Annotated in this window: 12 protein-coding genes; 5 read left to right on the forward strand and 7 right to left on the reverse strand. The window is 72.4% G+C overall.

The window, feature by feature from the left end:
* Positions 1-102: 102 nt before the first annotated feature.
* Positions 103-375: a DUF1876 domain-containing protein gene (locus IE326_RS14250; RefSeq protein ID WP_150232808.1), complete on the forward strand. Its 273-nt coding sequence runs from the start codon at positions 103-105 to the stop codon at positions 373-375.
* A gap of 67 nt (positions 376-442) precedes the next feature.
* Here IE326_RS14250 and argS read toward each other — a convergent pair whose 3' ends face one another.
* Positions 443-2,209 carry an arginine--tRNA ligase gene (gene argS, locus IE326_RS14255; protein WP_150228960.1) on the reverse strand — a complete coding sequence of 589 codons (1,767 nt, stop codon included), beginning with the start codon at positions 2,207-2,209 and terminating at the stop codon, positions 443-445.
* Between the two features lie 232 nt (positions 2,210-2,441).
* Here argS and lysS point away from each other — a divergent pair, with 232 nt between their 5' ends.
* Positions 2,442-4,163 carry a lysine--tRNA ligase gene (gene lysS, locus IE326_RS14260; RefSeq protein WP_150228958.1) on the forward strand — a complete coding sequence of 574 codons (1,722 nt, stop codon included), beginning with the start codon at positions 2,442-2,444 and terminating at the stop codon, positions 4,161-4,163.
* Positions 4,164-4,298: 135 nt separating this feature from the next.
* Here lysS and IE326_RS14265 read toward each other — a convergent pair whose 3' ends face one another.
* The 3 genes from IE326_RS14265 to IE326_RS14275 all read right to left on the reverse strand — a co-directional run bounded on the left by IE326_RS14265 (position 4,299) and on the right by IE326_RS14275 (position 7,587).
* Positions 4,299-5,669: a DUF2637 domain-containing protein gene (locus IE326_RS14265; RefSeq protein ID WP_373310194.1), complete on the reverse strand. Its 1,371-nt coding sequence runs from the start codon at positions 5,667-5,669 to the stop codon at positions 4,299-4,301.
* A gap of 167 nt (positions 5,670-5,836) precedes the next feature.
* Positions 5,837-6,580, reverse strand: a complete 744-nt coding sequence (locus IE326_RS14270) for a DUF3558 domain-containing protein (RefSeq protein WP_150228954.1) — start codon at positions 6,578-6,580, stop codon at positions 5,837-5,839.
* A 113-nt stretch (positions 6,581-6,693) separates the two neighbouring features.
* Positions 6,694-7,587 carry a DUF3558 domain-containing protein gene (locus IE326_RS14275; RefSeq protein WP_190041677.1) on the reverse strand — a complete coding sequence of 298 codons (894 nt, stop codon included), beginning with the start codon at positions 7,585-7,587 and terminating at the stop codon, positions 6,694-6,696.
* Positions 7,588-7,760: 173 nt separating this feature from the next.
* Here IE326_RS14275 and IE326_RS14280 point away from each other — a divergent pair, with 173 nt between their 5' ends.
* Complete coding sequence (locus tag IE326_RS14280; RefSeq protein ID WP_150228952.1) at positions 7,761-8,954, forward strand: RtcB family protein; 1,194 nt, start codon at positions 7,761-7,763, stop codon at positions 8,952-8,954.
* An 80-nt stretch (positions 8,955-9,034) separates the two neighbouring features.
* Here IE326_RS14280 and IE326_RS14285 read toward each other — a convergent pair whose 3' ends face one another.
* Both IE326_RS14285 and IE326_RS14290 read right to left on the reverse strand, forming a co-directional pair.
* Positions 9,035-9,796 (reverse strand): SDR family NAD(P)-dependent oxidoreductase, encoded by a 762-nt coding sequence (locus IE326_RS14285; RefSeq protein ID WP_150228950.1) that lies wholly within the window; start codon positions 9,794-9,796, stop codon positions 9,035-9,037.
* 56 nt (positions 9,797-9,852) lie between these two features.
* Positions 9,853-10,188, reverse strand: a complete 336-nt coding sequence (locus IE326_RS14290) for a YnfA family protein (protein ID WP_190041678.1) — start codon at positions 10,186-10,188, stop codon at positions 9,853-9,855.
* A 77-nt stretch (positions 10,189-10,265) separates the two neighbouring features.
* On the opposite strand from IE326_RS14290, the gene IE326_RS14295 reads away from it, so the two are divergent.
* Positions 10,266-10,799 (forward strand): hypothetical protein, encoded by a 534-nt coding sequence (locus IE326_RS14295; RefSeq protein WP_229915328.1) that lies wholly within the window; start codon positions 10,266-10,268, stop codon positions 10,797-10,799.
* 47 nt (positions 10,800-10,846) lie between these two features.
* Here IE326_RS14295 and IE326_RS14300 read toward each other — a convergent pair whose 3' ends face one another.
* On the reverse strand, positions 10,847-12,283 hold the full coding sequence (locus IE326_RS14300; protein WP_190041679.1) for an FAD-dependent oxidoreductase: 1,437 nt from the start codon (positions 12,281-12,283) through the stop codon (positions 10,847-10,849).
* Positions 12,284-12,383: 100 nt separating this feature from the next.
* Between IE326_RS14300 and IE326_RS14305 the strand changes: the two genes are divergently transcribed.
* Positions 12,384-12,944 carry a TetR/AcrR family transcriptional regulator gene (locus IE326_RS14305; RefSeq protein WP_190041680.1) on the forward strand — a complete coding sequence of 187 codons (561 nt, stop codon included), beginning with the start codon at positions 12,384-12,386 and terminating at the stop codon, positions 12,942-12,944.
* Positions 12,945-12,996 lie beyond the last annotated feature (52 nt).

Genomic DNA, 12,996 nt, shown 5'->3' on the forward strand with positions numbered 1-12,996 from the left:
ATGCGCCGGGGTGGGGGCTTCCTGGGGCGGGTGGTGGGGGGCCATCGGACGGCGCACCCTGGAGAGGTACCCGACAGGTACCTCCCGGAGGTGGTCCTCATGATGAACACGCTCGTCGGATGGCACGTCGACATGGAGTTCAAGGAGGAGGGGGACCGGACGCGGGCCGCGGCCATGGTCCGGCTCTCGGACGGCACCGAGTTCCGGGCCCACGGCACCGCCCAGCGCCACCCCTCCGACCCCGAGCAGCTCCGGGTCGGCGAGGAGATCGCCGGGGCCCGCGCCCTGATGGACCTGGCCTCGCAGCTCCTCCAGAAGGCCCACACGGAGATCGACGAGGTGTCCGGGCGGACGTCCTACCCGATCAACCGGTAGGCCGCGGGCCGCGGAGCCGCAGGGGCGAGCGGGTCGCCCGGCGGCGATCCACCCGCCCCCGGCGGCGTCAGAGGCGCTCGGGCGTCCGGATGCCCAGCAGGGCCATGCCCTGGTGGAGGGTGCGGGCCGTCAGGTCGCACAGGAAGAGGCGGTTCTCCGCGACCTCCTTCGGCGGCTCGGGCTTGATCACCGGGCACTGGTCGTAGAACGTCGTGTACAGCGACGCCAGCTGGTACAGGTACGCGGCCAGCTTGTGCGGGGCGTACTCGGCGGCGGCCTCGGCCACCGTCTCGCCGAACTGGTCCAGGTGCAGACCGAGCGCGCGCTCCGCCGGGGCCAGCTCCAGCTCCGGGTGGGCGAGCGCGGTGCGGTCGCCGGCCTTGCCGAAGATCGACTTGATGCGCGCGTACGCGTACTGGAGGTACACCGAGGTGTCGCCGTTGAGCGAGACCATCTGGTCCAGGTCGAACTTGTAGTCGCGGGCGGCCGACGTCGACAGGTCCGCGTACTTCACCGCGCCGATGCCGACCTGGGCGCCCCGCTCGGCGATCTCGGCCTCGGTCAGGTCGCGGGCCTTCTCGCGGACCACGGCCGAGGCCCGGTCGATCGCCTCGTCCAGCAGGTCCACCAGCCGGACCGTCTCGCCCTCACGGGTCTTGAAGGGCTTGCCGTCCTTGCCGAGGACCGTGCCGAAGGCCAGCTGGACGGCCTTCACCTCGTCGTTCAGCCAGCCGGCCCGGCGGGCCGTCTCGAAGACCATCTTGAAGTGCAGCGACTGGCGGGCGTCCACCACGTACAGCAGCGAGGTCGCCTTCAGGTTCTGCACCCGGTCGCGGATCGCGGACAGGTCCGTCGCCGCGTAGCCGAAGCCGCCGTCGGACTTCTGGACGATCAGCGGGACCGGGTTGCCGTCCGGGCCCTTCACGTCGTCGAAGAACACGCAGAGCGCGCCCTCGGAGCGGACCGCCACGCCGGACTCCTCCAGGAGGCGGCACGTCTCCTGGAGCATGTCGTTGTAACCGGACTCGCCGACGACGTCGGGGTCGCGGATGTCCATGTCCAGCTTGTCGAAGACCGAGTAGAAGTAGATCTTCGACTCGTCGACGAACCGCTGCCACAGGGCGAGGGTCTCCTCGTCGCCGGCCTGGAGGTCGACCACGCGGGCGCGTGCCCGGGTCTTGAACCCCTCGTCCGAGTCGAAGAGCGCGCGGGACGCCTTGTACAGCCGGTTCAGGTTCGACATGGCCTCCTCGCCGGAGACCTCCGCGCCGTCCCCCTCGTGGTCCAGCTCGTGCGGGTGCTCGATCAGGTACTGGATGAGCATGCCGAACTGGGTGCCCCAGTCGCCGATGTGGTGCCTGCGGACCACGGTCTCGCCCGTGAACTCCAGGATCTCCACCATCGCCGCGCCGATCACCGCGGACCGCAGGTGGCCGACGTGCATCTCCTTCGCCACGTTCGGCTGGGCGTAGTCGATGACCGTCGTGCCCGCCGCCTCGTTCAGCGGCACGCCGAGGCGCGCGTCGGCGGCGCGGGCCGCCAGCGTCTCCACGATGGCCGCGTCCGACACGGTGATGTTGAGGAAGCCGGGGCCGGAGACCTCGATCTCCTTCAGCACGTCGTTCGCCGGGATGGACTCGACGACCTTCGTGGCCAGCTCGCGCGGGTTGCCCTTGAACCGCTTGGCCAGCGCCAGGATGCCGTTGGCCTGGAAGTCGGCCCGGTCGCTTCGTCGCAGCAGCGGGTCGGCGGAACCGGCCTCCGGCAGGGCTGCCGAGAGGCCTTCCGCGAGGCGCTGCTGCACGGTCGAAGCGAGGGAAGGGACCGAGGCCATGAGCTTCCGTTCCTGTTGTGTCGTGTCCGGGTGTCCCGGTGGTCTATATCGCTTGTCAAGTGTCCCATGGGCGGGCAACGTGTTTTCCCCGCCTGTGGACGACCGGGGTTTCCCGCCCGTGGACGACCCCGCCTGTGGACAACCTCGGAGTGCGTCGTTCCGTCTGGGAGAATGGAAGGCGCAAGGCTTCGAGGCATTCCCGTAAGAATCCGGAAAGAAGGACGTACCGACCGTGGCTCAGAGCAGCACCGAGACCGACTGGGTCTCCCGTTTCGCGGACGAGGTCATCACCGAGTCGGAGCGACGTGCGCCTGGCAAACCGGTCGTCGTCGCCTCCGGCCTCTCCCCCTCCGGCCCGATCCACCTCGGCAACCTCCGCGAGGTCATGACCCCGCACCTGGTCGCCGACGAGATCCGCCGCCGCGGGTACGCCGTCCGGCACCTCATCTCGTGGGACGACTACGACCGCTACCGCAAGGTGCCGAACGGCATCGAGGGCATCGACGCGAGCTGGGCCGAGCACATCGGCAAGCCGCTGACCTCGGTCCCGGCCCCCGCCGGCTCGCCCCACGCCAACTGGGCCGAGCACTTCAAGGCCGCCATGATCGACGCCCTGGACGAGCTCGGCGTCGAGTACGAGCCGATCAGCCAGACCGAGCAGTACACCTCCGGCGTCTACCGTGAGCAGATCCTGCACGCCATGCGCCGCCGCGGCGACATCGACGCCATCCTCGACCAGTACCGGACGAAGAAGGCCCCCAAGAAGCAGTCCCAGAAGCCGGTCGACGAGGCCGAGCTGGAGGCCGCCGAGGGCTCCGGCGCGGCCGGCGAGGACGACGGCTCCGGCGGCGACGCCGGCTACTTCCCGTACAAGCCCTACTGCGGGCAGTGCGAGAAGGACCTCACCGTCGTCACCTCCTACGACGACGACACCACCGAGCTCAGCTACACCTGCTCCTCCTGCGGCTTCGCCGAGACCGTGAAGCTCAGCGAGTTCAACCGCGGCAAGCTGGTGTGGAAGGTCGACTGGCCCATGCGCTGGGCCTACGAGGGCGTCATCTTCGAGCCCTCCGGCGTCGACCACTCCTCGCCCGGCTCCTCCTTCCAGGTCGGCGGCCAGATCGTCGGCATCTTCGACGGCGTGCAGCCCATCGGCCCCATGTACGCCTTCGTCGGCATCAGCGGCATGGCCAAGATGTCCTCCTCCAAGGGAGGCGTCCCCACCGCCGCCGACGCGCTGGAGATCATGGAGCCGCAGCTGCTCCGCTGGCTCTACGCCCGCCGCAGGCCCAACCAGTCCTTCAAGATCGCCTTCGACCAGGAGATCCAGCGGCTCTACGACGAGTGGGACAAGCTGGAGGCCAAGGTCGCCGACGGCACCGTCCTGCCCGCCGACGCCGCCGCCCACGCGCGTGCGGCCCGCACCGCGGCCGGCGAGCTCCCGCGCACCCCGCGCCCGCTCCCGTACCGCACGCTGGCCTCGGTCGTCGACATCACGGCCGGCCACGACGAGCAGACCCTCCGGATCCTCACCGACCTGGACCCGGAGCACCCGGTCGCCTCGCTCGACGAGGTCCGGCCGCGCCTCGACCGCGCCGAGAACTGGATCACCACCCAGGTCCCGGCCGACCAGCGCACCATCGTCCGCGAGGAGCCCGACGCCGAGACCCTCGGCTCCCTCGACGACGAGGGCCGCGAGTCGCTCCGGCTGCTCCTGGAGGGCCTCGACAGCCACTGGTCGCTCGACGGCCTCACGACGCTCGTCTACGGCGTCCCGAAGGTCATGGCCGGTCTCACCCCCGAGGCCAAGCCGACGCCCGAGCTGAAGGTCGCCCAGCGCTCCTTCTTCGCCCTGCTCTACAAGCTCCTCGTGAGCCGCGAGACGGGCCCGCGCCTGCCCACCCTGCTCCTCGCCGTGGGCGCGGACCGGGTCCGCAAGCTGCTCGGCGCGTGAGCTGACGCACGCCGAAGGGCCGCCCCCGGGATCGGGGGCGGCCCTTCGGCGTGGACGGGGCGGGTCAGGAGGGACGGGAGGGGCTCAGGAGGAGGACACCGGAGGGCGGCTCCGGGCAGGACCCCGGAGGGCCGGTCAGGAGGGGTCGTACTCCACCAGGTCCTGCTGGACGCGCTCCTGGACCTCCGGCGTCACCAGTTCGAGCAGGTCGGCCTGGGGCGCCGGGAGGTGCTGGAAGCCGTACACGTCCGCCACCATCTGGTCCAGCTCGAACGGCGTGGGGAAGCGGTCGTTCTCCTGCACGAAGGCGTACATCACCTTGTAGGCGATCTCCCGGAACTCCTCCATCTGCGGATCGGGTTCCTGGCTCGGGTCGGGCTGCTGGAGCACCCCGAACAGCTCGGGACCCGCCTGCTCGCCCTCCACCGGGTGGGCGTCGCCGGGGATGGCCTCCGCGAGGTTCGCCGGGGCGCCCTCCTGGAAGCCTTCCGGAGCGGCTTCCCCGACGGCTTCCTGGGCGCCTTCCGGGAGGTCCCCCGGTTCCGTGGGCTGCGCGGTGTACGTGCCGCCGTACCCCTCCGGGGTGACCTGCTGGGCGTCGAACCAGGGACTCTCGTGGTTCGGCTGAGGCTGGGGGGAAGGCTGGGCCTGCTGGGGCACCGGGACGGGCTGCGCCACCGGCTGCCGGCCCTGCGGCTGCGGCTGCTGCTGGGCCGGGACCGGGGCCGGGGCGAGCTCCTGGACCGCCGTCGGCGCCTGGACCACGACCGGGGCCGGAGCCGGGGCCGGTTGCAGGGCCGCGTTCGGGTTCGGGGGCAGCAGGGCGGGCTCGACGCCCGCCGCCGCGAGGCCCGCCGGGGCCGTCTCCGCGAGCGGGACGCCGTACCGGGCGAGACGCAGCGGCATCAGCGCCTCCACCGGCGCCTTGCGCCGCCAGCCGCGCCCGAACCGGGCCTGGAGCCTGGCCTGGTAGATCAGCCGCTCCTGCTCCAGCTTGATCACCTGGTCGTACGAGCGCAGCTCCCACAGCTTCATCCGCCGCCACAGCCGGAACGTCGGCACCGGCGACAGCAGCCAGCGGGTCAGCCGCACCCCCTCCATGTGCTTGTCCGCGGTGATGTCCGCGATCCGGCCCACCGCGTGCCGCGCCGCCTCGACCGACACCACGAACAGCACGGGGATGACCGCGTGCATGCCCACGCCCAGCGGGTCCGGCCAGGCCGCCGCGCCGTTGAACGCGATCGTCGCCGCCGTCAGGATCCACGCCGTCTGCCGCAGCAGCGGGAACGGGATCCGCAGCCACGTCAGCAGCAGGTCCAGGGCGAGCAGCACACAGATGCCCGCGTCGATGCCGATCGGGAAGAAGTACGAGAACGTACCGAAGCCCTTGTGCACGGCAAGCTCGCGCACGGCCGCGTACGAACCCGCGAAACCGATCCCCGCGATGATCACCGCGCCGCCGATGACGAGGCCGATGAGTATGCGGTGTGTGCGTGTCAGCTCCATCGCGGCCACCCGCGATCCCCTCCCGTGATTCGACGTCTCGCGGCCCCAGAGTGGCACACATGAACGAAGCCCGGCCCCCTGGGGAGGGCCGGGCTCCGTTCGCGCGTGCCTGTCTGTGTTGATTTGTGGGTGATCCGTGTCCCCGTCCGCCCGGCGGACGGGTGCGGCTACTTGTTGGCCGCGGCCACGGCGGCGACCGCTTCCTTCGCCGCCTTCGTCGCGCCCTCGACGATCTTCTTCGCATCCGGCGTCGGCGCGCCCGCGTACCCGGCGCCGTTGTACGACAGCAGCACCAGCACGTTGCCCGTGCGCGCCACGATCGACGCGTACACGAAGTCCTCGTCGGTCTTCCTCACCGTGTACGTGACGGTCTTCGCCTCGTCGCCGATGCCCGTCGCCGAGGTCGTGGCCAGCTTCTTCGCGCCCGTGGTGGCCTGGACCTTGCCGAGTTCCTTGGCGAGGTTCTCCTGCGCCCGCTCCTGGCCGCTGCCCAGCGAGACCTCGGAGTCGTAGCGGTAGAACGACACGTCCAGCCAGCGGTACTGCGAGCCCTTGACGCCCTTGTCCTCCAGGCCGTTCCACGAGCAGCCGGCGCGGTGCGACAGGTCGGAGGAGGCCGCGGCCGTCCCCTTCGCGTTCTTCGCCTTCGGCACCAGCGAGGACGTCGTCTTCGCCGTGAGCGCCTTGCACGCCTGCGGGAGCTCCGCGAACTTCGCGGGCTCGACGGTCGGCGTCGGCGAAGGGGTCGCCGACGCGGTCGCGGTCGCCGTGCCCTTCGCAGCGGCGTCCCCGGCCCCGCCGCCACTGCCGCCGTCGCTGCCCGAGTCCGAGGAGCAGCCGGCGACGACGAGCATCACCGGGAGGGCGGCGCAGGCGAGGATGCGGGTGAGTCGCGGAGCTGATCGCTGCATGGTTCCTTCAGTCGCTTGTCGTACGGCGGCGCCGGACGGCGGCCCTGGGTACGCCGACACGTTACGTGGTCCCCCCGCCGCCCGGGGGGTCGTGCGGGGCGCGGGACGGCGGGCTACTCCTCCAGCCGGTCGGCCAGCAGCCGGGCCAGGTTCTGGGCCCTGTCCTGCAGTTCCTTGCTGTCCGGGGCCGCCACGGAACCCGTCGTCCGCTGCTGGTACTCGACGGTCACGATCACGTTCGATGTGCGGAACACCACGCTCACGACCCGCTGGTGGCCGTTCGCGCTGGCCGGTCCGAGGGTGTCGTCGACGAACGCGATGTCGCCGAGGCCGCTCAGCAGGCGCGGCTCCAGACCGGTCGTGGCCGGGGCGGAGGGGGTGGCGGGGGTGGTCGCGGGAGCGGTGGTCCCGCCGTCCGAGGGGTTCCCGGACGGGGTGCCCGTCGGCGCGGTGGTGGCCGAGGCGGGGGACACGGTGCCGGTGGGGGCGGTGGTGCCCGCGGGGGGCGTGGGGGTGGGCGTGGGCGTCGCCGGCACGGGGATCTTGGCCGCGAGCTGCTTGCGGACGTACACCTCCTGGGCGCGCGCGGCGTCGCTCACCGTGGGGTCGTACGAGACGACCCGCTCCACGTCGAGCACCAGCCGGTGCGACCCGTCGTCGGTGTCCGCGCTCCAGGCGCAGCCCACGCGCCGGTCGGTGTCGTACGTGACGGCCGCCGTGCCCCGGAACGCCTTGGCGCGGTCGGCGTCGGCCAGCGAGGCCGTGCCGGGGAGCAGGTCGCGGAGGGTGGTCTGCGGGACGGCACCGCAGGGCTCGAAGAGCGTGCGGTAGCGGCCGGGGGGCGCGACGGGCGCCGCGGCGGCACCCGCCTTCGCGTCGATCGTGACCCCCTCCGGGGAGTCCGCCGCCGAGCAGCCCGTCAGGGCACCGAGCGCGACGGCGAGCCCGGCACCGAGACCGAGCAGGGTGCCGGGGGCGCGGCCGGGTGAGTACCTCTTTCGCTGCACCGTCCCCGACTCCCTTCTCCTGAAGTCTTCCCGAAAACTGTTTGCCGCCCTCTGAGGGCGGATGGACACAATGTCTATCGCACGCACTGCCGTTGATGCCGGTCCGCCGTCACCTGTACGGGCTTTGGCTCCGGTTTTTGCGTTATCGGACTTTTCGGGGGAATCGAGGGAGTATGTCGTACGTAGAGGTACCGGGGGCGCGGGTGCCCATCCGGATGTGGGCCGATCCTTCCACGGTGGAGGGCGGCGCGATGCAGCAGCTGCACAACGTGGCGACGCTGCCGTGGATCAAGGGCCTCGCGGTCATGCCGGACGTGCACTACGGCAAGGGCGCCACGGTCGGCTCGGTCATCGCCATGCAGGACGCGGTCTGCCCGGCGGCGGTCGGCGTGGACATCGGCTGCGGCATGTCCGCCGTGAAGACCTCCCTGACCGCGAACGACCTCCCGGGCGACCTCTCCCGCCTCCGCTCCAAGATCGAACAGGCCATCCCCGTCGGCCGCGGCATGCACCGCGAGGAGGTCGACCCGAAGCGGCTCTACCAGTTCCCGACCGGCGGCTGGGACGACTTCTGGTCGCGCTTCGACGGGGTGGCGGACGCGGTGAAGTTCCGGCGGGACCGGGCCGCGCTCCAGATCGGCACGCTCGGCTCGGGAAACCACTTCGTGGAGTTCTGTATCGATACGTCCGGTTCGGTGTGGCTCATGCTGCACTCGGGGTCCCGGAACATCGGCAAGGAACTCGCCGAGCACCACATCGGCGTGGCGCAGAAGCTGCCGCACAACCAGGGGCTCGTCGACCGGGACCTCGCCGTCTTCGTCGCGGACACCCCGCAGATGGCGGCCTACCGGCACGACCTCTTCTGGGCGCAGGAGTACGCGAAGTACAACCGCGCGATCATGATGGCGCTCTTCCAGGAGGTCGTCCGCAGGGAGTTCCGGAAGGCGAAGGTGAGCTTCGAGCCGGTGATCTCCTGCCACCACAACTACGTGGCGGAGGAGCGGTACGAGGGGATGGACCTGCTCGTGACCCGCAAGGGCGCGATCCGGGCCGGCTCCGGGGAGTTCGGGATCATCCCCGGCTCGATGGGCACCGGTTCGTACATCGTGAAGGGCCTGGGGAACGCGGCCTCGTTCAACTCGGCCTCGCACGGCGCCGGCCGGAAGATGAGCCGGAGCGCGGCGAAGCGGCGCTTCACGACGCGGGACCTGGAGGAGCAGACGCGGGGCGTGGAGTGCCGCAAGGACTCCGGTGTCGTGGACGAGATCCCCGGCGCGTACAAGCCGATCGAGAAGGTCATCGAGCGGCAGACGGACCTCGTGGAGGTCGTCGCCAAGCTGAAGCAGGTCATCTGCGTGAAGGGCTGAGCGGTCGCGGGCCGAAGGGCCGGTGGGCCGAGCCGTCGGAGGGGCCGGGTGCGTCGCACCCGGCCCTTCCGCGCGTCCGGTCAGGCCTGCGGCTCGCGGTGGAGCTTGGTGTTGGATGCCTGGGCGCGGGGGCGGACGACCAGGAGGTCGATGTTGACGTGCGGGGGGCGGGTGCAGGCCCAGGTGATGGTGTCGGCGACGTCGTCGGCGGTGAGGGGGGCGGCCACGCCGTCGTAGACCTTGGCGGCGCGGTCGGTGTCGCCGCGGAAGCGGGTGGTGGCGAACTCCTCGGTCTTGACCAGGCCGGGGGCGATCTCGATGACGCGGACCGGGGTGCCGACGATCTCCAGGCGGAGGGTCTCGGCGAGGACGCGGGCGCCGTTCTTGGCGGCGACGTAGCCGGCGCCGCCCTCGTAGGTGCCGTGGCCCGCGGTGGAGGAGAGGACGACGACGGTGCCGTCGCCGCTCGCGGTGAGCGCGGGCAGGAGGGCCTGGGTCATGTGGAGGGTGCCGAGGACGTTGACCTCGTACATGCGGCGCCAGTCCTCGGGGTCGCCGGTGGCGACGGGGTCGAGGCCGAGGGCGCCGCCGGCGTTGTTGACGAGGACGGCGAGGGAGCGGAAGGCGGTGGCGAACTCGTCGACGGCGGCGCGGTCGGTCACGTCGAGGGGGTACGCGGTGGCCTGGTGGCCGGCCTCGGTGATCTCGGCGGCGAGGGCCTCGATGCGGTCCTTGCGGCGGGCGGTGAGGACCACGCGGTAGCCGGCGGCGGCCAGCTGCCGGGCCGTGGCGGCGCCGATGCCGCTGCTCGCTCCGGTGACGACGGCGATGGGGGCGGACATGGCGGAGACTCCTCGCACAGGTGGTCGGTGGATGTGGTGGCCAGGATAGGCGGCGGTCAGCGGCCGCGCGGGGCGTACATGATCACGGCCATGCCGGCGAGGCAGACGAGGGCGCCGAGGACGTCCCAGCGGTCGGGCCGGTAGCCGTCGGCGACCATGCCCCAGGCGAGGGACCCGGCGACGAAGACGCCTCCGTAGGCGGCGAGGACGCGGCCGAACTCGGCGTCGGGCTGGAGGGTCGCGACGAAGCCGTAGAGCCCGAGGGCGAGGACGCCGCCCCCGATCCAGATCCATCCCCGGTGCTCGCGGACGCCCTGCCAGACGAGCCAGGCTCCTCCGATCTCGAAGAGCGCGGCGAGGACGAAGAGGGCGATGGAGCGGGTGGTCTGCATGGGGGCAGGGTGCCATGGGGGACACGCTGACTGACGGATTGTCAGAAAAGGTGATGATCTCTGGGTATTTTTGGCTTATGCGTGCGATGTCGAAGGGTGTGCTCGGGGCCGTGCTCGCGGCGCTCGTGGTGGTGGGTGCCGGGACGGCCGCCGGGGCGGTCGGTGACGGGGCCGGCGATCCGGCCGGCGGCCCGGCGGGTGCGGTGTCCGGCGGGGTGGCGGCCGGGGCCGAGGCGGATCTGGCCCATCACGGCCATGTGTCCCTGTGGGACGGGCGGGTCGGGGTGTGGCTGGTGACGGAGAACCACGGTCCGTCCGACGTCGCGGACGCCACCGTCCGGCTGGCCTTCTCCACGCCCATGGAGGGCGGCCAGGAGCTGCCGCCGGGCTGCCTGTGGAGCAGCGCCCGGGTGGTGTCCTGCCGTACGGGCGCGCTGCCGGACGGCGGGGCGGCGGGCGAGCTGGCGCTGGACCTGCGGGCGCTGGGGCGGCCGCAGGAGCTGACGGTGGACGTCAGCACGGCCTGGCGGGCCGGCGGGGTCGACCGGAACTCCTTCAACGACCGGCACCGGGTGCTGGTGCTCGCGACCGGGGACCCGTACGTCTTCTGATCCCTTCCGGGTCCTCGCGGGTGGCGTCCCGCCCCTCGTGGGCGTGGTCATCGGTCGGTCCACAGGACGTGGCCGTCGGGGCGGACGAGGACCGAGGTGCGGCGGGCCGGGTCCGGCCAGGTGGCCCGGACGACGCGGGCGGCGGTGGTCGGGGCGATCGACGGCAGGGCCGGGGAGGCGCCCTCGGGGGCGATGAGGACGAACTCGCCCGCGCGCAGCAGCGCGTGGAGGCGGCCCTCGCGGAGCCGTACGTCGGGGGCGCGGCGCCCTGAGGAGCGGCCGCCGCCCGGGGCGGGGGCGTAGGCGATGCCGAGGCCGCTGAGCGTGGCGAGGGCCTTCGTGGAGGCGGGACGGAGGGTGCCGAGGACGGTGGCGGCGAGGGTGCGCAGGGCGCGGGCGGCGGGGGTGCGGGCCATGGCGAGGCGGACGAGGGCGCCGCTGGTGCGCAGGACCGTGGCGCCGACGGGGTGGCGCTCGGTCTGGTAGCTGTCGAGGAGGGCCTCGGGGTCGGGGGCCTCGCCGCGGTGGACGGCGACGAGCTTCCAGGAGAGGTTGGCGGCGTCCTGGAGGCCGGTGTTCATGCCCTGGCCGCCGGCGGGGGAGTGGACGTGGGCGGCGTTGCCGGCGAGGAAGACGCGGCCCACGCGGTAGGCGGGGACCTGGCGTTCGTCGCTGTGGAAGCGGGACAGCCAGCGGGGGTCGTGCATGCCGTGGTCGGTGCCCAGGGCGCGGCGGGCGAGGTCGCGGACCTCGTCGAGGCCGACGGGCTCGTCGTCGGGGACCTGGCGGGTGCGGTCCCAGCCCATGACGCGGTACCAGCCGTCTCCGAAGGGGGCGAGGAAGACGAAGGTGTCGCCGGAGCCGCTGACGGTGAGGGTCTCGGCGGGCTCGTCGGCGAGCCGGACGTCGGCGAGGACGATCGAGCGGATCACGGAGGTGCCGGGGAAGGGCAGTCCGAGGGCGGTGCGGACGGTGCTGCGGTGTCCGTCGGTGCCGACGAGGTGGCGGGCGCGGAGGGTGAGGGGGGTCTGGTCGGGGCCGGTGAGTTCGGCGGTGACGCCGTCCGCGTCCTGGCGGAGGGCGCGCAGGGCGGTGCCGTGGCGGAAGGTGACGCCGGCGGCGGCCGCGCGCTCTTCGAGGAGGCGTTCCACCTCGTACTGCGGGGTGACGAGGAGGTGGTCGAAGCGGGAGGGGAGGCGGCCGAGGTCGAGGGAGAGGCGGCCGAAGAGCCGCATCCGGGTGAGCGGGGTGCCGGTGGCCTCCAGGGCGTCGGCGAGGCCGCGGGAGTCGAGGAGTTCCAGGGTGCGGGCGTGCACGCCGAAGGCGCGGGTGAGGGAGGAGCGGCCGGCGGGGCGGCGCTCGACGAGGGTGACGTCGAGGCCCGCGGCGGCGAGGTCGCCGGCGAGCAGGAGTCCGGTGGGTCCGGCGCCGACGACGAGGACGTCCGTGTCGGCGGCGGCGGGGTGGGTGTCGGTGGTGGGCATGGCTGCCTCCGGTAGTCAACGCTTGTTGGCCTACGCTCGTTGACAAAGGTAGGGCGAGCCGCCGTGGCGTGTCAACACCTGTTGGCCTACATTTGCGGGCATGACGACCGCACGCCGTTCCGACGCCACCCGGGCCGCGATCCTGGAGGCCGCCCGCGAGCGCTTCGCCGCCGACGGCTACGAGCGCGCCACGATCCGGGCCATCGCCCGCGAGGCCGGGATCGACCCCTCGATGGTCATGCGCTACTACGGCAACAAGGAGGGGCTGTTCGCCGCCGCCTCCGAGATCGACCTCGCGCTGCCGGCCCTGGGCGCCCTGCCCTCCCGGCACATCGGGGCCGTGCTGGTGAACCACTTCCTCGACCGCTGGGAGCGGGACGACGTGCTCACCGGCCTGCTCAGGGTCGGCGTCACCAACGAGGCGGGGGCCGCCCGCATGCAGGCCGTCTTCGAGGAGCAGCTGGGCCCCGTCACCCTCGGCGTCTGCCCCAGACCTGAGGAGGCCCCGGCCCGGGCGGCGCTCGTCGCCTCCCAGATCCTCGGCATGGCGCTCGCCCGCTACGTGCTCCGCCTCCGGCCCGCCGTCGACATGGACCGGGACGAGCTGGTGGCCTGGCTGGCGCCGACCGTACAGAGGTACCTCACCGCCGAGAAGCCCTGAGGAGCCCTGAGGAGCCCTGAGAGGAGACTTGAGGTGTCCTGAGGAGCTCCGA

The organism is Streptomyces filamentosus, from assembly GCF_014654895.1.
Lineage (GTDB): Bacteria > Actinomycetota > Actinomycetes > Streptomycetales > Streptomycetaceae > Streptomyces > Streptomyces filamentosus.

Coding starts and splice junctions, on each gene's coding strand:
- IE326_RS14250 (WP_150232808.1), top strand. CDS start 103: ATGAACACGCTCGTCGGATGGCACGTCGACATGGAGTTCAAGGAGGAG.
- argS (WP_150228960.1), bottom strand. CDS start 2,209: ATGGCCTCGGTCCCTTCCCTCGCTTCGACCGTGCAGCAGCGCCTCGCG.
- IE326_RS14265 (WP_373310194.1), bottom strand. CDS start 5,669: ATGGAGCTGACACGCACACACCGCATACTCATCGGCCTCGTCATCGGC.
- IE326_RS14270 (WP_150228954.1), bottom strand. CDS start 6,580: ATGCAGCGATCAGCTCCGCGACTCACCCGCATCCTCGCCTGCGCCGCC.
- IE326_RS14280 (WP_150228952.1), top strand. CDS start 7,761: ATGTCGTACGTAGAGGTACCGGGGGCGCGGGTGCCCATCCGGATGTGG.
- IE326_RS14285 (WP_150228950.1), bottom strand. CDS start 9,796: ATGTCCGCCCCCATCGCCGTCGTCACCGGAGCGAGCAGCGGCATCGGC.
- IE326_RS14290 (WP_190041678.1), bottom strand. CDS start 10,188: ATGCAGACCACCCGCTCCATCGCCCTCTTCGTCCTCGCCGCGCTCTTC.
- IE326_RS14295 (WP_229915328.1), top strand. CDS start 10,266: ATGCGTGCGATGTCGAAGGGTGTGCTCGGGGCCGTGCTCGCGGCGCTC.
- IE326_RS14300 (WP_190041679.1), bottom strand. CDS start 12,283: ATGCCCACCACCGACACCCACCCCGCCGCCGCCGACACGGACGTCCTC.
- IE326_RS14305 (WP_190041680.1), top strand. CDS start 12,384: ATGACGACCGCACGCCGTTCCGACGCCACCCGGGCCGCGATCCTGGAG.